We start from the raw sequence: 17,770 nt of genomic DNA, 5'->3' as shown, positions 1-17,770 counted from the left end.
AATCAAACGATAAATGCCCGTGCGGCGGATGCCTTGCGCCCCCGAAGCTCGAGCGAAACATCTCCGTTGCCGCAGCCTTGAGCCTAGGCAAATCCGCCGTCATCGCGCATGATCGGGCCATGGCCATCGTCTTCCTGATCATCATCGGTGCGGCGGCTGGGTTCATCGCGACCCGGCTGATGCGGCTTGAGGTCGACATTCCGACGACCATCGCCATCGGCATCTTCGGCGCGCTCCTGGGCGGGTTCGTGCTTCGGATGGTCATGGCGCTGACCGGGTTCGCCGCGGGCTTCGTGGGGGCCGTTCTGGGCGCGATGCTGCTGATCTGGCTCTATCGCCTTTACGTTCAGGGGCGCTGAGGCGGCAGGTTCGCCTCGACCCCGAAGCCCGGCGGGATGCCATCCGCCCGCCCCTCGAGCACCAGATCGGCCATGACCGCCCCGACCAAGGGCGCCAGCCCGATGCCGATCTTGAAGCCGCCATTGGCCACGAAATGACCGGGCCGTCCGGGCCATGGCCCCAGCATCGGCGCGATCAAGCGGGCGCGCGGGCGCACGCCTGCCCAGCGCTCGATCACCTCGGCCTGTGCCAGCGCCGGACATACCGTGCGCGCCCGCGCGATCACCTCGTCCAGCCGCACATCGGTCGACCACGGATCGGCGAACTCGCGTTCGGTGGTCGAGCCGACCGCCACTGTCCCGTCATGGTGCGGCACGATCATAAGCCCCCCGGCATAAAGCTGCGGCACCGCGCCCGCGTCATGGGCCAGGATCGCCGCCTGCCCCTTGACCCCGCTGCCGACGGCATGGCCTAGTTCGGCCGACAGTTGCGCAAGGCCCGGATAACCCGTGGCCCAGATCACGCGCCCCTCGATGGGCCCCTCGGCGCCACAGGCGACCTCGCCGCCCTGCGCCCGGATGGCCGCCGCCAGCGCCGAGCAGGCCGCCCGGGGGGCGATCCGTGCCGAGAGCGTGTCGTGGATCAGGAACCCCGTGGGCGAGACCGGCGCGAACGCGCCCGCGGCGTCCGCCGTCACCACCTGCCATTCGGCCAGGCCGCGCCAGAGCTGCCTCGCCTGCGCCTCGCGCGCCCGCGCGCGTTCCAGCGCGTTTTCATCCGCGATGGGCTGGAACCGGCCAAGCCGGGCATAGCCCGTCGCCCGGCCCGTGAGCTGCTCGACCTCGGCCCAGAACCCGGGCGCCATGACGAGGCTTTCGAACTGGAACGCCTTCTTCTCGTCCCACGCCTCGGGCACATGGGGCGACAGGGCCCCCACCGGCGTACCGCTGGCACCCCCCCCGGGATGCGACCACTCCACAACGCGCACGCGGGCGCCGCGCCGCGCGCAGGCATGGGCGCAGGCCAGCCCGAACACCCCCGCCCCCATCACCGTCACGTCGACCGTTGCCATTGCCCGCGCCCTTCCCCATTCTCGCGCTTCGGATCACCGGGGGTCTAGGGCAAGACATGATGCAAGGCCAGCACGCCGACATCTCGTGGACGGCCGAAGGCGTGCCGGTCTCGGCGCGGTTCGATGATCCCTATTTCTCGCTGGGCAACGGGCTGGCCGAAACGCGCCATGTCTTTCTGGCGAGCAACGAGCTGCCCGCGCGGTTCCGGCCCGGCTTTCACATCGCGGAACTGGGCTTCGGGACGGGGCTGAACCTGCTGGCCGCGCTGATCGCATGGCGTGCGGCCGGGGTGGCTGGGCCATTGAGGTTCACCAGTTTCGAGGCGTTTCCCATGGACGCGGACCAGATGGACCGCGCGCTGTCGGCCTTCCCCGAGGCGCATGCAGTCGCGGGGCCGCTGCTGGCGGCATGGGCGAGGGGGGCGCGGACGATCCGCACCGACGATCTGGAAGCCGAGATCGTGATCGGCGATGCCCGCGAAACCCTGCCGCACTGGACGGGCCGGGCCGATGCCTGGTTCCTGGACGGCTTTGCCCCCGCGAAGAACCCCGAACTCTGGGCGCCCGACCTGCTGGCCGAGGTCGCCGCACATACCGCACCGGGCGGCACCGCCGCGACCTACAGCGCGGCAGGTGCGGTGCGGCGCGCGTTGGCCGAGGCGGGGTTTGCCGTCGACCGCCGCCCGGGCTTTGGCCGCAAGCGGCACATGACCGTCGCAAGGCGCCCGGCGTGACCGAGCAGAACACCCGCCTCGGCATCCTGCTGATGGTCGCCACGACCTTTGTCTTTGCGATGCAGGACGGGCTCTCGCGCCATCTGGCCGGGGAATACAACGTGCTGATGGTGGTGATGATCCGCTACTGGTTCTTCGCCGCCTTCGTGATCGCCATCGCCGCGCGCAAGGCCGGCGGCATCCGCGCCGCCGCGGCGACAAGGCGACCCTATCTTCAGGCATTCCGCGGGCTGCTGCTGGCCGCCGAGATCTGCGTGATGGTGGCAGGTTTCGTGGCTCTGGGTCTGGTCGAAAGCCACGCGGTCTTTACCTGCTACCCGCTGCTGGTCGCGGCACTCTCGGGGCCGGTGCTGGGCGAGCGGGTCGGCTGGCGGCGCTGGGTCGCGATCGGATTGGGGTTCGTGGGCGTTCTGGTGATCCTGCAACCGGGCTTCCGGGTGTTCTCGCCTGCCGCGCTGATCCCGCTGGCGGCCGCCTTCATGTTCGCACTTTACGGGCTGCTGACCCGGCTGGTCGGGCGCACCGACAGCGCGGCGACCAGCTTTTTCTGGACGGGCACCATCGGCGCGGTGGCGATGACCGCCGTCGGGGTTTGGTTCTGGGAGCCGATGGCACCGCGCGACTGGGGCTGGATGGCGGCGCTTTGCGTCACCGGGGCAACCGCACATTACCTGCTGATCAAGGCCTATGAGGTGGCAGAGGCCAGCGCCGTGCAGCCCTTTGCCTATCTGCAACTCGTCTTCGTCACCGTGCTGGGGATCACCGTCTTCGGCGAGACGCTGGCACCCAATGTCGCGCTGGGGGCCGTGATCGTGGTTGCGGCGGGCCTGTTCACGCTCTGGCGCGAGCGGCAGCGGGCATGACAGCCCCTCACCGCGCCTTCAACTCCTGTGACAGCCGGATCGGTTCGGTCCGGCCCGATAGCCGCGCGCGGTAAACGGGCAACGATTCAGCCACCCGCATGACGTAATTGCGTGTCTCGCGGAAGGGGATCAGCTCGATCCAGTCCACCACATCGACCCCAGCCGAACGCGGGTCGCCATGTTCGGTGACCCAGGCGCGAGCGCGGTTCGGCCCGGCATTATAGGACGCCGCGACCAGCACCGGGTTGGGGCCGAATGCCTCGACCAGATGGGCCAGATAGGCCGCCCCCAGCCGCGCGTTATAGGCCGGGTCCGAGGTCAGCGCCTTGCTGGAATAGCTCATGCCCAGCCGCCCGGCCATCGCCTCGGCGGTGCCGGGCATGACCTGCATCAGCCCGCGCGCCCCGGCCGGGCTGATGGCCGCCGGATTGAACTCGCTTTCGCGCCGGGCGATCGCCTTGACCAGTTCGGTCGGAACGGGATGTTTCGCCCGCGCCAGATCGGTGAGCGGGAAATAGGCCGCCACCATCACGTTGCCCTGCCCCGCCGCCACCTTGGCGATCCTGAGCGCGACGTGATGATCGCCCAGCCGCAGCGCCAGCCCGGCCAACTGGCGCTGGCCCCTGGGACCGGCGGTTTCGGCCAGATGGGTCAGGAACATCTCGGTCAGCGCGCGCTCGCCCGCCTCGTGGAACATCAGCGCCGCGCGCAGGACCGAACCGTTCGCCCAGGGCGCGTCGCGCCAGTCCGGATAGGTCTCGTTGCCGACAAGTGCCGGGTCCATCGGCAGGCCCGCACGCTCGGCGGCAAGCAGCCCGTAATAGGTGGTCTGATGCGCCCCCGCCTTGGCATAGGCGGCCTTCGCCTCTTGCGGCCGGCCCAGCGCCTCAAGCGCCCGGCCCTGCCAGTAGCCCGCGCGCGCCAAGCTGATCGGCGACTCGACCCCGGTTTCAAGGGTCCGGAAATGGCCAAGCGCTGCGTCGGGCTTGTTCAGGTAGCGAAGCGCGATGAAGCCCGCCAGCCATTCCAGATCGGCGAAATCCGCACCGCCGCCCAGATGGTGGCGCGCGGCCATCCGGTAGGCGCGCGCCGGATCGCCGTCGCGCATCAACTGCCGGACAAAGGCACGCCGCGCGCCTGCCCATTCCTCGGGCTTCCCCAATGCCGCGGCCGAGCCACTGCGTTCCTCGATCAGCGCAATCGCGTCCGCCGTGCGTTCCTTGCGCTGGCGCCAGCCGAACCGCTCATGCGCCAGACCCGGATCGTTGCTCAGCGCCGCGGGCACCCGCGCGATCAGCGTATCGACCCCGGGCGCATCCTCGCGCAGCGCCATCCGCGCCTCGGCCAGCACCTTCCAGCCCGCGGGCACCAGCGGCAGCATGCGCCGGGCCGAGATGAAATGCCCCTGCCACAGCATCTCGTCCAACCGCGCGACATGGTGCTCGGCCAGGTGATCGCGGAACCGCGACAACAGTTCGTCCTGCGCCCCTTCGGACAGCGGCAGCATGCGCCAGGCGCGCAGCGCCAGCGCGCGGGCCTCGGCCATCTCGCCGCGCGCGGCATGGGCCTGCACCAGCCGCAGCGCGCCTGCGCCGGTCGTTGGCGCGGAGCCGCGGAAAAACGCGATCACCCGATCGGGATGGGCATCGGCGGGGATCTTCGCCTCGCCCTCGGCGCGCAGGCGGGCCAGGCCCGGCCAGTCGGGGTTGCGTGCGATGAAATCGAGGTAATCGGCGAATTCCCCCTGCCCGGCCCTGAGCCAGCGCCAGGTGACGATGTCGCGCGCGACGGATCCGGCGGGTGCGGCCTGTGCCCAGGCGGCCTCCCAGCGGTCGGCACGGACCTCGGTCATGGCCCGCGCAAGCGGCGAGGCGGCGCTGGCCACGGTCGGGACGGCAAGGGCGATCAGAAGGCTAAGGGCGGTCAGGCGCATCGGGGTGCCGGGCTTCTCGGGTTCGGGGGAAAGGTGTCACGGCGCGATCTCAAGCTGCAATTCACAAACTTGGCAAGCCCTCCGTCGCGCTATAGGGTCCGGCGCGCCATGCCGGGCACGACTCGCCCGCAACGGCCAACCAAGGACATTCACGGAAACAAGAGGAGCGTGTCATGATTCAAGGGTCCCTTCCCGCCCTGGTGACGCCGTTCAAGGACGGCGCGCTGGATCTCGACACGCTCAAACGGCTGGTCGAGTGGCATCTCGACGAGGGCAGCCACGGCTTCGTGCCGGTCGGCACCACCGGCGAAAGCCCGACGCTGTCGCATTCCGAGCATGAACAGGTGATCGAGGCGGTCGTGCAGGCCGTCGATGGCCGCGCGCCCGTGATCGCCGGGGCCGGGTCGAACAACACCGTCGAGGCGATCCGCTTCCTGCAACATGCCGAGCGCGTGGGCGCAAACGCCGCGCTGGTGGTCACGCCCTATTACAACAAGCCGACCCAGGCGGGCATGGTCGCGCATTTCACCGCGCTGCACGACTGCTGCACGCTGCCGATCCTCATCTACAACATTCCCGGCCGGTCGGCCGTCGACATGATGCCCGAAACGATGGGCGAACTGGCGAAGCTGCCGCGCATCATCGGGGTCAAGGACGCCACCGGCGATCTGTCGCGCGTGCCGAAGCAGCGGATCACCTGCGGGCCGGATTTCCTGCAATTGTCGGGCGAGGATGGGACCGCGCTGGGCTTCAACGCGCATGGCGGGCGGGGCTGCATCTCGGTCACGGCGAATGTGGCGCCCCGCCTGTGCGCCGAGTTCCAGGAGGCAACGCTTGCGGGCGATTACGGCAAGGCGCTGGAGATCCAGGACCGCCTGATGCCGCTGCATATCGCGATCTTTCTCGAACCGGGCGTTGCAGGCGCGAAATATGCGCTGTCGCGGCTTGGCAAATGCGAGAACGAGGTCCGCTCTCCGCTTGTCGGCGTGACCGTGGCCACCGCCGCGAAGATCGACGCGGCGATGCGCCATGCTGGGCTGTTGAACTAGGCATGGCGGGCGGGCTTCGCCCGGGCGAGGTGGCGCTCGCGGACGCCCTCGAGCCCGACGGCCCGCGCCTGCGCCTGATCGGACGCATCCGGTCGCCCTGGGGACCGGATGACTGCCCCAGGAATATCGCCCGGGCACGCGAAACGGGGCGCAGGGCGACCGTCGAACTCGACCCCGCCTATGCCCCCGCGCTGTCGGGCCTGTCGGTCGGCCAGCCGGTGATCCTGCTCTACTGGATGGCCAGGGCGCGGCGGGATCTGCTTGTTCAGGCGCCGCGCCATGTCTAGGCGCCGCGCGGCACATTCGCGCTGCGCTCGCCGAACCGGCCGAACACGATATCCCAGGCGATAGTTCGCATCACCGCGCTGAGCCCGAACGCGCCACGTTCGGGATCGACGCCCTCGACTGCTTCGACGGCACACCGCTTCTCGACATCAAGCCCCGGCTTGGCACCGTCGACATCCCGCCCGGCGATGCCGGATAGCGGCCTTTCGCGATGCGCCGCCAGGGCGAAGCCGGTCACTCCACCGTCACGCTGACCGGTTCGGACATCACCGGCGGATCATGCGGCAGGTGCGCGGCATCGCCCAGCAGCAACCAAAGCGTATGCGTGCCTGCGGGCAGGTCCAGCGTGACCTCGGTCTGGCCACCGCCGAAATGGATATGGTTGTCGTCTGCGGGCACCGCGACCGAGAAATCATAGCCCTCCTGGGGCACATTGATGATCAGGTGGTGATGGCCGGTGCCCATGTGGTCGATTCCGGCCGGAGCGACCCCCATCCCATCGAGGCCGAAGCGGATCGTCACCGGGTTCGACACGGTTGCACCCTCTGCCGGCGCGATGATGTAGGCGCGCGCGCCCTCTGGCGCGGGCGTGCGGTCCTGGGCCGCGGCGGGCAGGGCCAGCGAAGCGGCAAGCAGAAGGCTGGCGAAACGGATGGATGGAACGGCGATCATGGTCGGACTCCTCCCTTTCTGGAAATGGCGGTTTGCGGCAATCCTCTGACGCTTTCCCCGCTTGTGGAAGGGTAGACCGCCGCGCCGGGCGTTCAATCCTCTGCCGTCGGCAGCGGCGCGCGCGGCGGGATCGGCAGCCAAAGACCCTCGGCATGCACGTCCACCAGTTCGTCACAATGGAACAGCGTGTAGGTGAAGATCGTCTCTGGCTTGCGCATGATCCGCGGCCCCGTGGTCAGCCGACCCGCGGGCTGCGCACGCGTTCCCGGCTGCGGCCGCGGCGGATGGATGCGCTGGGCGGGCGAGACCACGACCTCGCGCGCAGGAAGGCCCGCGCCGAAGGCGCCGGGACGGATCAGGACCGGCTGTGCCTCGGGATGGTGGGCGAGGAAGGACTCGTCCAGCACCACCCGGTCCAGCCAGACGATCCGCTTGAACGGACCACGACGGGTGCGCACCCGGTCGCCCACGCGCAATGCCTGCGCCGGGAAATCGCCAAGTTCGGTGGTGATGCGGGTCATCGGCCCGAATCCCGGCAAGCTCCAGGCCCGCCGCATGTCCTGCGGGGCGTTGGCCGGGTCGCAAGCGCCCCGAAGCGAAGACTGGTCGGACATCGCCTGACCTCAAACGGGCGGCCGCTGCATCCCGACCGCCGCCCGGGACGGGCGCGCGGCGGACTGCGTTGGGGTGCACGGGCCTGAACAACCCGAGGGCCCGTGCACCCCAAGCAACCACACCACTGGTTACGGACCCTGAGGGACCCTTACGCAGGACCGACACCGTCGATCCGCGGGTGACTAGGCTCCCGGAATAGGTCAACACTCGGGTGGAGTCCCGCAGCTTTGTGGAGCTTTGGTGACGCAGCGTCCACAAAGCGCGAAAGGCGTTTTCTCCTCTGTCCACGGTCAGGGAACAATTCGACGCCGCAACCTGTCGAAAAGTCAGGGCTGGCTTTGGGAAAGCCCGGAATCCGTCACCTTTGCCAGAACAATGGATCATGGCCATTCCGCCACCTTTCTACTGTTCACGAACCGCGAACAAACCGTTTCCGGCCAATTTTCGGGGCCTGTGACGAAAATTCGGGGCGAATCCCACGGATCCGCGCCGCGACTCACCCGCGGCTCCGGCCGCTTCCCCCCGGGGCCGGTTTCGCCTATATGCGCTGCACCATGGCCAAACCGAAAACCGACCCGAACTACAAGGTGATCGCCGAGAACCGGCGCGCGCGCTACGATTACGCGATCGAGGACGATCTGGAATGCGGGATCATCCTACAGGGATCCGAGGTCAAGTCCCTGCGCGAGAACGGCGCCAACATCGCCGAAAGCTATGCCAGCGTCGAGAATGGCGAGCTGTGGCTGATCAACGGCTATATTCCGCCCTATGAACAGGCCAAGACCTGGGGCCACGAGGAACGGCGCCGCCGCAAGCTGCTGGTCAGCCGCAAGGAACTGGCCCGGCTCTGGTCGGACACCCAGCGCAAGGGCTACACGCTGGTCCCGCTGGTGCTCTATTTCAACCACAAGGGCGTGGCCAAGCTGAAGATCGGCATCGCAAAGGGCAAGAAGACCGAGGACAAGCGCGCGACCGAGGCCAAGCGGGACTGGCAGCGGCAGAAACAGCGCCTGCTCAAGCATCACGGCTGAGCGCCTTGCCAGCCGGACAACACCGTTCTAAGGGAATCCGGTGCTGCGCGAGGCGGAGGGGTTCATGGGCTGTGACGATCCGACGACGTTGGTCTCGACCGAATGGCTGGCGGCGCATCTGAAGGACCCGGACCTGCGCGTCCTGGACGCCTCGTGGTACCTGCTCGGCGCCGGGCGGAACCCGCGTGCCGAGTACGCCGCCGCCCATATCCCCGGCGCGCGGTTCTTCGATATCGACGAGATCGCGGATCTGCGCTCGGACCTGCCGCACATGGCGCCCCCGGTCGAGAAGTTCATCGCCCGCATGCGCGCGATGGGCGTGGGCGACGGGCATCATGTCGTGGTCTATGACGGCGCTGGCATCTATTCGGCGCCGCGGGTCTGGTGGACCTTCCGGCTGATGGGCAAGACCGATGTGGCGGTGCTGGATGGCGGCCTGCCGAAATGGCAGTCCGAGGGGCGCCCGGTCGAGAACATGCCCCCCGTGATGCGCGACCGGCACATGACGGTCCAGCGCCAGGCCCAACTGGTCAAGGATGTCACCGAGGTCGCGGCAGCCTCGAAACTCGGCGATCACGCCATCCTGGACGCCCGCAGCCCGGGCCGTTTCGCCGGCACCGAGCCCGAACCGCGACCGGGCGTTCGAGGCGGGCATATCCCCGGCGCGCGCAATGTCCATTACGAGACTCTTGTGAATCCCGACGGCACGATGAAATCGCCCGACAGCCTGCGCGCGGTGTTCGCTGCAGCGGGGGTGGATCTGGGCAAGCCCGCAATCACCTCCTGCGGCACCGGCGTGACGGCCGCGATCGTCAACCTTGCGCTGGAGCGCATCGGCCATCGCGACCACGCGCTTTACGACGGCTCCTGGACCGAATGGGGCATGTATGGCGATCTGCCGGTCCAGACGGGGCCCGCATCATGCTGAACCGTCTTTCTCCCCAGGCTCCCGACAAGATCATCGGCCTGATGCAGGCTTTCCGCGCCGATCCGCGCGCCGAGAAGATCGACCTTGGCGTGGGCGTCTATCGCGATGCAGCGGGCGCGACGCCGGTGATGCCCGCGGTCAAGGCGGCCGAGGAACGGCTGTGGCAGGGCCAGCAGAGCAAGGGCTATGTCGGGATCGAGGGCGATCCCGGTTTTCTGGACGCGGTGCGCCTGCTGGTGCTGGGCGAGGCGGTTGGCGCCGAGCGGGTGGCCGCGGTGGCGACGCCGGGCGGAACCGGCGCGGTTCGGATCGCGCTGGATCTCGTGCGGCTGGCCAATCCCGGCGCGCGGGTCTTCATCCCCGATCCGAGTTGGCCGAACCATGCCGCCATCGTGGGCCATCTGGGATTCGAACAGGTGGACTACCGCTATTACGACGCGGCCTCGCGGGGGCTCGACCGGGCCGGGATGCTGGCCGATCTGGAACGTGCGGGGCCGGGCGATGTGGTGATCCTGCATGGCTGCTGCCACAATCCCACGGGCGCCGACCTGACCCTGGCCGATTGGGCGGATGTGGCGGTCGTTCTGGAACGGACCGGCGCGCTGGCGCTGGTCGATCTGGCCTATCTGGGCTTCGGCGCGGGCGTCGAGGCGGATGCCGCGGGGCTGCGGATGCTGGTCGGGCGGTTGCCGGAGATGCTGATCGCGGTCAGCGGGTCCAAGAATTTCGGGCTTTACCGCGAACGGGTGGGCGCAATCCTGGCCCTGGCGGGCGATGCGGCGACCGCGACGCTGGCGCGGGGGAACCTGTCGAACCTGAACCGCCAGACCTATGCCTTCCCGCCCGATCACGGTGCGCGCGTGGTCACCGACATCCTGACCGACGCGGCGTTGCGGGCGGACTGGCTGGCCGAACTCGACGCGATGCGCGCCCGGATGGAAGGCTTGCGCGCAAGTCTTGCCGACACGCTGCGCGAGATCAGCGGCTCGGACCGCTTCGCCTATCTGGCGGCGCAGAAGGGCATGTTCTCGCTGATCGGCGCAACGCCCGAGCAGGTGGCCGCGATGCGCGATGCCCATGGGGTCTATGTGATCGGCGACGGGCGGATGAACGTCGCGGGCCTGTCCGAGGCGAATATCCCGCGCGTGGCCCGGGCGATGCTGGCGGCCGGGCTCTGACCGGGGCGGCGGCGGAACGGGAAAGGCCCGGGCGGATCGCCCGGGCCTTCGGTTTTCAGGGCTCCGGCGATCAGGACTTGCCGAATTCCGGATAGGCTTCCATGCCCAGTTCGGCCACGTCGAGGCCCTTGTATTCGGCTTCCTCGCTGACCCGCAGGCCGATCACCGCCTTGATGATCGTGAAGCAGATGAAGCTGACGACGAAGACGAAGGCGCCGATGGCCGCAAAGCCGATAAGCTGGGTGATGTAGCTTGCGTCATCGTTCGACCAGGCCACGATGAAGGTGCCCCACAGACCGGCAAACAGGTGCACCGGGATGGCGCCGACCACGTCGTCGATCTTGAGCTTGTCCAGCAGCGGCACGGTGAAGACCACGATCAACCCGCCGATGGCACCGATCAGCGTGGCCTCGGTCAGCGAGGGCGCCAGCGGTTCGGCGGTGATCGAGACCAGACCCGCCAGCGCACCGTTCAGCACCAGCGTCAGGTCGACCTTGCCATAGACAAGCTGCGTCAGGATCAGCGCGGCCACCGCACCACCTGCCGCCGCGGCGTTGGTGTTGGCAAAGATTCGGCTGACATCGGTCACGTCAGAGACGGTGCCCATCGCCAGCTGCGAGCCGCCGTTGAAGCCGAACCAGCCCAGCCACAGGATGAACGTCCCCAGCGTGGCCAGAGCGAGGTTCGAGCCCGGGATCGGATGCACGGAACCGTCCTTGCCATACTTGCCCTTGCGCGCGCCCAGCACGATTGCCCCGGCCAGCGCGGCAAAGCCGCCCGCCGCATGCACCAGCGTCGAACCGGCGAAGTCGGAGAAGCCCATCTCGTCCAGCCAGCCGCCGCCCCAGACCCAGGAGGCCTCCATCGGGTAGATGAAGCCGGTCAGGATGACGACGAACAGCAGGAACGGCCACAGCTTGATGCGTTCCGCCAGCGCGCCCGAGACGATCGAGGCGGTGGTGGCGCAGAACATCAACTGGAAGAAGAAGTCGGAGCCGACAGAGGCATAGCCCAGATCCGCGTCTTCCACGGCAAGGCCCACGGGTTCCAGCGAGGTCACCGCGAAAAGCGGGCCAAGCCAGCCCTCGATCCACCACTCGCCCGGATACATCAGGCCAAAGCCGATCAGGTAGTACATGATCGCCGCGATGGAGAAGAGGCCGATATTCTTGGTCAGCTGCATGGTGACGTTCTTGGAACGGACCAGACCGGCCTCCAGCATGGCAAAGCCCGCGGCCATCCAGAACACGAGGAAGCCGCCGATCAGGAACAGCAGCGTGGTGAGGATATAGGCTGTCTGCTCGGCGGGCGCGCCCGATACGGCCTCGGCAACGGTTTCGACGGCCTCGGCGACTTCGGCGACGGCGTCCTGGGCGAGGCCCAGGCCCGGCGTCAGCGCCAGCGCGACCACCGCAAGGGGGATCAGTTTCAAGGGTTTCATTTCTCTTGGTCCTTTCGTGAGGATCGTCGTGGCGCTCAGATCGCGTCTTCGTTGGTTTCGCCCGTGCGCACGCGGACGGCCTGGTTCACGTCGAGGACGAAAATCTTCCCGTCTCCGATCTTGTCGGTCTTCGCAGTCTTCGCGATCGTCTCGACGACCTGATCGGCCATCGCCGACGGCACGACGATCTCGAGCTTGACCTTGGGCACGAAGTTCACGGCGTATTCCGCGCCGCGGTAGATTTCCGTGTGGCCGGACTGAGAGCCGAAGCCCTTGATCTCGGTCACCATCATGCCGCGCACGCCGATGGTGGTGAGCGCTTCCCTCACCTCCTCCAGCTTGAACGGCTTGATTGCAGCAATGATCAGTTTCACGTCATGACCCTTCCGGTTTGGCAGGAGGCCCTGCGGGAGCAATGGGGCAAGGAGGGGCCGGAGCCGCCGGGCAGACAAGGAATCGCAGCCGCCCGGCACGCCCCAGACAGTGATTTTTGCACATTTTTTGCACAGAAAGGCGTTGACGCCTTTTTTTTGTGCAGGCAAGAAAGCCGAAAACGTGAGCACCTGGGAACTCCACATTCCACCATCGCCGGGGTATGGTGCCGCGAGGCAGGCAGAACACTCGGAACGGACATGAGCAGCACGGGCCGGAGAAAACCCCCGCTGGTGGCGGAACGGCGCACCCCGCGCAAGGCGACAGCGAAAAAGACCGCCGCGACCCGGCGCAAGTCAAGCGGCGGGCGAGGACGCACGTCCCGGCGGCGCGGCAACCCGGTGGTCGCGTTCTTCACGGGCATCATCGGCTGGATCGTGGGGCTGTTCTGGAAGATCGGGTCGCGGATCGCGTTGATGGGCACGGTCGCGGTCGGGCTTGCTGTGCTGTATTTCTACGTCCAGTTGTCCCCGGTCTCTGCGCTGCTCGACGGGCGCAACCGCGGTTCGGTCACGCTGCTGGACCGCGACGGGCAGGTCTTTGCCTGGCGGGGCGAGCAGTTCGGCGGCCAGATCACCGCGGCAACGGTCGCGCCCGCGCTGAAGAACGCGGTGCTCGCCACCGAAGACCGCCGGTTCTACCGACATTTCGGCCTTGACCCGCTGGGCATCGCGGGCGCGGTCCGCATCAACATGTCCGAAGGGCGCGGGCCGTTCTCGGGTCATGGCGGCTCGACCATCACCCAGCAGACCGCGAAACTTCTCTGCCTGGGCGTGCCCTACGACGCCCGGGAGTGGAAAACCGAAGCCGCCTACGAGGCCGACTGCCGTCGCACCACCCTGAGCAGAAAGGCCAAGGAGGCGGTCTATGCGATGGCGATGGAGGCGCGCTATACCAAGGACGAGATCCTTACGATCTATCTCAACCGCGCCTATCTGGGCGCGGGCGCCCGCGGCTTCGAGGCCGCGGCGCAGCGCTATTTCGGCAAGTCGGCGAATACGGTCACGCCGTCCGAGGCGGCGATGCTGGCGGGGCTGCTGAAGGCGCCGACGACCTATGCCCCGACCAACAATCTGGAACGCTCGCGCAATCGCGCGAACCTGATCCTTGGGCTGATGGAGCAGCAGGGCTTTCTGACCGCGCGCGAGGCCGCCGAGGCCCGCGCGAACCCCGCCCGGCTGTCCCAGGCGGCGGAATCGCGGTCGGGCGGCTATTTCGCCGATTGGGTGATGAGCGCTGGACCGGATTTCCTGACCCGCGACACGACCGAAGACGTGATCATCCGCACCACCTTCGACCCGCGTCTGCAAAAGGCCGCCGAAGATGCGCTGACCACGATCTTCGAGACCAAGCTCAAGCCCGGTTCAAAGGCCGAGGCGGCGATCGTGGTGATGTCGGCCGATGGCGCGGTGCGGGCGATGGTCGGCGGGCGGCAGACCTCGATCGGGGGCTTCAACCGGGCCACAATGGCGCTGCGTCAGACCGGTTCGGCCTTCAAGCCCTTCGTCTATGCGGCGGCGCTGGACCTTGGCTATACGCCCAATGCGACGGTCGTGGACGAACCGATCACGATCCGGGTGCCCGGTTCCGGGGCCTATTCGCCCGAAAATTTCGACCGCCGCTTTCACGGCCGCGTCACCCTGACCGAGGCGTTGAAACATTCCTACAACATCCCCGCGGTCAAGGTGTCCGAGGAGATGGGCCGAGGGAACGTGCGCAAAATCGCCGCCGATTTCGGGCTGCAAAGCGATCTGGCGCTCGGCCCGGCGCTGGCGCTGGGCGCGTCGGAATCGACGCTGATCGAGATGACGGGGGCCTATGCGGGCATCCTGAACGGCGGCTCCAGCGTGACGCCCTATGGTCTGCTTGATCTGCGCCTGAAGGGCGAGCGCGATGTCCTCATGGACAAGGCAGGCGGCATGGGCGAGCGCGTGATCTCCCAGGACGCCGCACAAAGCCTCGTCTACATGATGCACCAGGTGATCGAGTCGGGCACCGGACAGCGCGCCAGGATTCCGGGCTGGCAGGCGGCAGGCAAGACCGGCACCACCTCGGCGGTACGCGATGCCTGGTTCATCGGCTTCACCGCCGAGTATGTAGCCGGCGTCTGGATGGGCTATGACGACAACACGCCGATGACCGGCGTCACGGGCGGCGGCCTGCCGGCCGAGATCTGGCGCGAGGCGATGGTGCGGGTGCATCAGGGGCTGACGCCGCGGCCGCTGCCGATGCTGGTGCCCGAGCCACCCGCGCCCGAGTACAACTACCCGGGCGAGACCTATTCCTCGGGCGAGGGCTATGGCCAGCGTGGCCCGAACCCGCCGCGCGAAAGCGCCGGCGACGTGGCCGAACGCATCCTGCTGGAGGTGCTGGGCACGATCCTGGGCGGCGGCCGCAACTGAGGCGCGCCGCGCCTCAGCCCATCCGCCGCAGATCGGCGATCAGCGTATCCAGATTGCCGCGGCGCTGATCCAGCAGCGCGCCGATCTCGGTGCGCTCGGTGGCCAGCATGTTCACGCCCTCGATGAAGATGTTGAAGAACAGGTTGCGCCCCGAGCGGCCCGAGACCAGGAAAACCACCTCGAACGGCGCCTGCCCGCGCAGCGCCGCCGTCGTCCGGACCTCGTAGAAATCGCGGAACGGCCTTGCCTCGCGCACGATAAGTTCGCCGCCGATGAACTCGCGGAACCGGCGGCCATACTTGCGCGACATGTAGCCCTGGAACGCCTCGGTAAAGGCGCGCATCTGCGCCGCAGAGGCCGAACGCGCCGCCACTCCCAGCGCAGACCGCGCGATGATCGGCACGTCGGCATAGCGGGCGAAGATCCGCTCGAACTCTGGCAGCATCTGCGCTTCCGAACGGCCGGAATTGATCACCCGGTTGATGTCGCCCACCACCTGGTCGATCAACTGCGAAGCCTCGGCCTCGGTCAGCGCACGCGCTGCACCCGGCAAGGCAAGCGTGGCGCCCGTGGCAAGGGCGCAAGCCAGCAGGGCGCGTCGGGCGGGATCATTGGGCAGCGGGGTCTTCATAGGGGTCCTCGTAGGGGTCGAAGTAATCGGGCTCGGCACCGCGGCGCAGATTGAAGCGGCGATTTTCCAGATAGGTCTGGCGGGTCTGCGCATAACTGTCTGCGCTTTCATATAGGAGCGAATCGATCAGGTTCGAGCGCTCGTAGCGCGTTCCAAGCCGCGAAAGGACCGCGACACCGGCCGCCCCCTCGCGCTGTTCGGGACGCGGCAGCGTCGTCGTCGGGCTCAGGACGATATCGACGATGCTGCCCAGCGCATCCCGTCCGGTCGATGGCCCGAGCAGCGGCAGTTCAATGTAACTGCCCTCTGCCACGCCCCAGACATGAAGCGTCTCGCCAAAGCCGGTGTCGATCCGCGCCGCCCCCATCGGGGTCGCGGGGTCCAGAAGCCCGCCCATTCCGATGGTGGAATTGACGAGGAAGCGCGTGGTGTTCTGCGCCGCGTCGCCGGGACGAAGCTGCAACAGGCTGTTGATGACCGCCCCCGGCAAGGCCAGGTTCGAGGCGAAATTGCCGATGCCTGTGCGCACCGGCCCCGGAACGGTTCGGCCATAGGCCATGGCAGCCGGGCGGACGACAGTCCGGTCCAGCGCGATATTGCCCCGATGCACGGCGCGGTTCTGCGCCTCGTGCGGGTCGGAAATCCCGTTGGGGATGGGCGCGGCACACCCGGCCAGAAGGACCAGCGCGACCGCAGGCACGAACCGTCGGGACAGGGGCTTGGCGAAGGGGGACAAGGGCAGCATCCGCAACACATGAACGAATATCGTTACCGAACCATGCCACGCGGCGGATCACAAGGGGCAAGGCCACGCCCGCGATACGTTCATTTTTCGGTTTCGCCCGCCCGGGCGCGGCTGTAGCGTCGCGCCCAGGAAACAGACGATCCGGAGACAGCGCATGAGCGGACGATACGAGGCCCGGCTGGCCGAACTTGGCGTTACCCTGCCCGAAGCCCCGGCGCCCGCGGCGAATTATGTGCCTTATGTGGTCTCGGGCGATCTGGTTTTCGTCTCGGGCCAGATCTCGATGGCGGATGGCGTCTTCATCACCGGCAAGCTGGGCGCCGACATGGACGTGCCCGCAGGCGCAGCGGCTGCGCGGAGCTGTGCGATCAGCCTGCTGTCGCAGCTCAAGGCGGCCTGCGGCGGTGATCTCGACCGGCTGGTGCGGGTGGTCAAGCTGACCGGCTTCGTCAACTCGACGCCCGATTTCGGCGACCAACCCAAGGTCATCAACGGCGCCTCGGATTTCCTGGTCGAGGCGCTGGGCGAGGCCGGGCGGCATTCCCGTTCGGCGGTCAGCGCGGCCTCGCTGCCCTTTGGCGTCGCGGTCGAGATCGAGGGGATCTTCCAGATCCGATGACCGCCCTGCCGCGCGCGTTCCTGGACACGCCCATCGCCCATCGCGCCTTCCACGACCGCTGCGCAGGCCGTCCCGAGAACTCGATGGAAGCCGTGCGCGCCGCCTTGGCGGCGGGCTATGGCATCGAGATCGACATCCAGCCTTCGTCGGACGGGGCGGCGATGGTGTTCCACGACTATGACCTCAAGCGGCTGACCGGCGGCACCGGCCCGATCCGCCAGCGCAGCCGGGCCGAACTGCGCGAGTTCCCGTTGCTGGGCGGCGCAAGCGCGATCCCCACGCTGGACGAGGTTCTGGACGAGGTTGCAGGCCGGGTGCCCGTGCTGATCGAGATCAAGGATCAGGACGGCGCCATGGGCCGCGAGGTGGGCGCGCTGGAACGCGCCGTCGCCCGCGCGCTGGCAGGCTATGACGGGCCGGTGGCGGTGATGTCCTTCAATCCCCATTCGGTCGCCGCGCTGGCCGAGGCCGCGCCCGACATTCCCCGCGGGATCACCACCTGCGCCTACAAGCGGCCGAGCTGGCCCGGCCTGCCCGGCCCGGTGCGCAAGCTGCTGCGGGAAATCCCCGATTTCGACCGCGTCGGCGCCACGTTCATCTCGCATCGCTGGTCGGATCTGGCCCGGCCGCGGGTGGCCGAATTGCGCGCCCAGGGCGCCGCCATCCTGTGCTGGACGATCCGCAGCCCGCAGGACGAGGCCATCGCCCGGTCGCTTGCGCAGAACGTCACCTTCGAGGGCTACGCCGCGACCCACCCCGCCGCTTGACCCGCGCCCGGCCCGGCCCATCTGATCGGGCGGA

Annotated in this window: 20 protein-coding genes; 11 read left to right on the top strand and 9 right to left on the bottom strand. The window is 68.1% G+C overall.

Annotated elements, in window-relative coordinates; all coding sequences use genetic code 11:
- The first annotated feature begins 119 nt into the window (after positions 1-119).
- Positions 120-359 carry a GlsB/YeaQ/YmgE family stress response membrane protein gene (locus NHN26_RS01685; RefSeq protein WP_253087785.1) on the top strand — a complete coding sequence of 80 codons (240 nt, stop codon included), beginning with the start codon at positions 120-122 and terminating at the stop codon, positions 357-359.
- Here NHN26_RS01685 and NHN26_RS01680 read toward each other — a convergent pair.
- Positions 347-1,411, bottom strand: coding sequence for an NAD(P)/FAD-dependent oxidoreductase (locus NHN26_RS01680; RefSeq protein ID WP_253087784.1), 1,065 nt, complete (start codon positions 1,409-1,411; stop codon positions 347-349). The two genes, NHN26_RS01685 and NHN26_RS01680, sit on opposite strands and share 13 nt — an antisense overlap.
- 56 nt (positions 1,412-1,467) lie before the next feature.
- Between NHN26_RS01680 and mnmC2 the strand changes: the two genes are divergently transcribed.
- Entirely contained in the window at positions 1,468-2,145 is a 678-nt protein-coding gene (gene mnmC2, locus NHN26_RS01675) for a tRNA (5-methylaminomethyl-2-thiouridine)(34)-methyltransferase MnmC2 (RefSeq protein ID WP_435594159.1), read from the top strand.
- Positions 2,142-3,008 carry a DMT family transporter gene (locus tag NHN26_RS01670; protein WP_253087782.1) on the top strand — a complete coding sequence of 289 codons (867 nt, stop codon included), beginning with the start codon at positions 2,142-2,144 and terminating at the stop codon, positions 3,006-3,008. The genes mnmC2 and NHN26_RS01670 overlap by 4 nt, the downstream gene beginning before the upstream one ends.
- Before the next feature lie 7 nt (positions 3,009-3,015).
- Here the strand turns inward: NHN26_RS01670 and NHN26_RS01665 are convergent, their stop codons facing one another.
- On the bottom strand, positions 3,016-4,941 hold the full coding sequence (locus NHN26_RS01665) for a lytic transglycosylase domain-containing protein (RefSeq protein WP_253087781.1): 1,926 nt from the start codon (positions 4,939-4,941) through the stop codon (positions 3,016-3,018).
- A gap of 173 nt (positions 4,942-5,114) precedes the next feature.
- Between NHN26_RS01665 and dapA the strand changes: the two genes are divergently transcribed.
- Positions 5,115-5,990: a 4-hydroxy-tetrahydrodipicolinate synthase gene (dapA, locus tag NHN26_RS01660; protein WP_253087780.1), complete on the top strand. Its 876-nt coding sequence runs from the start codon at positions 5,115-5,117 to the stop codon at positions 5,988-5,990.
- A gap of 2 nt (positions 5,991-5,992) precedes the next feature.
- On the top strand, positions 5,993-6,277 hold the full coding sequence (locus NHN26_RS01655; protein ID WP_253087779.1) for a hypothetical protein: 285 nt from the start codon (positions 5,993-5,995) through the stop codon (positions 6,275-6,277).
- Here the strand turns inward: NHN26_RS01655 and NHN26_RS01650 are convergent.
- From NHN26_RS01650 to NHN26_RS01640, 3 genes are all read right to left on the bottom strand, one after another.
- Positions 6,274-6,513, bottom strand: coding sequence for a hypothetical protein (locus tag NHN26_RS01650; protein ID WP_253087778.1), 240 nt, complete (start codon positions 6,511-6,513; stop codon positions 6,274-6,276). The two genes, NHN26_RS01655 and NHN26_RS01650, sit on opposite strands and share 4 nt — an antisense overlap.
- Entirely contained in the window at positions 6,510-6,947 is a 438-nt protein-coding gene (locus NHN26_RS01645) for a DUF4399 domain-containing protein (RefSeq protein WP_253087777.1), read from the bottom strand. The genes NHN26_RS01650 and NHN26_RS01645 overlap by 4 nt, the downstream gene beginning before the upstream one ends.
- A gap of 92 nt (positions 6,948-7,039) precedes the next feature.
- Entirely contained in the window at positions 7,040-7,468 is a 429-nt protein-coding gene (locus tag NHN26_RS01640; protein WP_253087776.1) for a Hint domain-containing protein, read from the bottom strand.
- Between the two features lie 648 nt (positions 7,469-8,116).
- On the opposite strand from NHN26_RS01640, the gene smpB reads away from it, so the two are divergent.
- The 3 genes from smpB to NHN26_RS01625 all read left to right on the top strand — a co-directional run bounded on the left by smpB (position 8,117) and on the right by NHN26_RS01625 (position 10,699).
- Positions 8,117-8,593 (top strand): SsrA-binding protein SmpB, encoded by a 477-nt coding sequence (gene smpB, locus NHN26_RS01635; protein ID WP_253087775.1) that lies wholly within the window; start codon positions 8,117-8,119, stop codon positions 8,591-8,593.
- 64 nt (positions 8,594-8,657) lie between these two features.
- Positions 8,658-9,521 (top strand): 3-mercaptopyruvate sulfurtransferase, encoded by an 864-nt coding sequence (gene sseA / locus NHN26_RS01630; protein WP_253087957.1) that lies wholly within the window; start codon positions 8,658-8,660, stop codon positions 9,519-9,521.
- On the top strand, positions 9,515-10,699 hold the full coding sequence (locus tag NHN26_RS01625) for an amino acid aminotransferase (RefSeq protein WP_253087774.1): 1,185 nt from the start codon (positions 9,515-9,517) through the stop codon (positions 10,697-10,699). Before sseA ends, NHN26_RS01625 begins: the two co-directional genes overlap by 7 nt.
- A 70-nt stretch (positions 10,700-10,769) precedes the next feature.
- On the opposite strand, the gene NHN26_RS01620 is transcribed toward NHN26_RS01625, so the two are convergent.
- Together NHN26_RS01620 and NHN26_RS01615 are read right to left on the bottom strand one after the other, a co-directional pair.
- Entirely contained in the window at positions 10,770-12,140 is a 1,371-nt protein-coding gene (locus tag NHN26_RS01620) for an ammonium transporter (RefSeq protein ID WP_253087773.1), read from the bottom strand.
- Between the two features lie 35 nt (positions 12,141-12,175).
- The gene (locus NHN26_RS01615; RefSeq protein WP_132695281.1) at positions 12,176-12,514 is read right to left on the bottom strand and encodes a P-II family nitrogen regulator; all 339 of its coding nucleotides are present in this window, start codon (positions 12,512-12,514) and stop codon (positions 12,176-12,178) included.
- A gap of 258 nt (positions 12,515-12,772) precedes the next feature.
- Between NHN26_RS01615 and NHN26_RS01610 the strand changes: the two genes are divergently transcribed.
- Complete coding sequence (locus NHN26_RS01610; RefSeq protein WP_253087772.1) at positions 12,773-14,974, top strand: transglycosylase domain-containing protein; 2,202 nt, start codon at positions 12,773-12,775, stop codon at positions 14,972-14,974.
- Between the two features lie 13 nt (positions 14,975-14,987).
- Here NHN26_RS01610 and NHN26_RS01605 read toward each other — a convergent pair whose 3' ends face one another.
- Positions 14,988-15,605 carry an MlaC/ttg2D family ABC transporter substrate-binding protein gene (locus NHN26_RS01605; protein ID WP_253087771.1) on the bottom strand — a complete coding sequence of 206 codons (618 nt, stop codon included), beginning with the start codon at positions 15,603-15,605 and terminating at the stop codon, positions 14,988-14,990.
- Positions 15,583-16,350, bottom strand: a complete 768-nt coding sequence (locus NHN26_RS01600) for an MlaA family lipoprotein (RefSeq protein ID WP_253087770.1) — start codon at positions 16,348-16,350, stop codon at positions 15,583-15,585. Before NHN26_RS01600 ends, NHN26_RS01605 begins: the two co-directional genes overlap by 23 nt.
- A gap of 154 nt (positions 16,351-16,504) precedes the next feature.
- Here NHN26_RS01600 and NHN26_RS01595 point away from each other — a divergent pair, with 154 nt between their 5' ends.
- Positions 16,505-16,969 carry a RidA family protein gene (locus NHN26_RS01595; RefSeq protein WP_253087769.1) on the top strand — a complete coding sequence of 155 codons (465 nt, stop codon included), beginning with the start codon at positions 16,505-16,507 and terminating at the stop codon, positions 16,967-16,969.
- The gene (locus tag NHN26_RS01590) at positions 16,966-17,736 is read left to right on the top strand and encodes a glycerophosphodiester phosphodiesterase family protein (RefSeq protein ID WP_253087768.1); all 771 of its coding nucleotides are present in this window, start codon (positions 16,966-16,968) and stop codon (positions 17,734-17,736) included. Before NHN26_RS01595 ends, NHN26_RS01590 begins: the two co-directional genes overlap by 4 nt.
- Positions 17,737-17,770 lie beyond the last annotated feature (34 nt).

The sequence above is a fragment of the Rhodovulum tesquicola genome, assembly GCF_024128855.1.
GTDB classification, from domain to species: domain Bacteria; phylum Pseudomonadota; class Alphaproteobacteria; order Rhodobacterales; family Rhodobacteraceae; genus Rhodovulum; species Rhodovulum tesquicola.
This window is presented reverse-complemented; position numbering and strand designations above follow the sequence as displayed.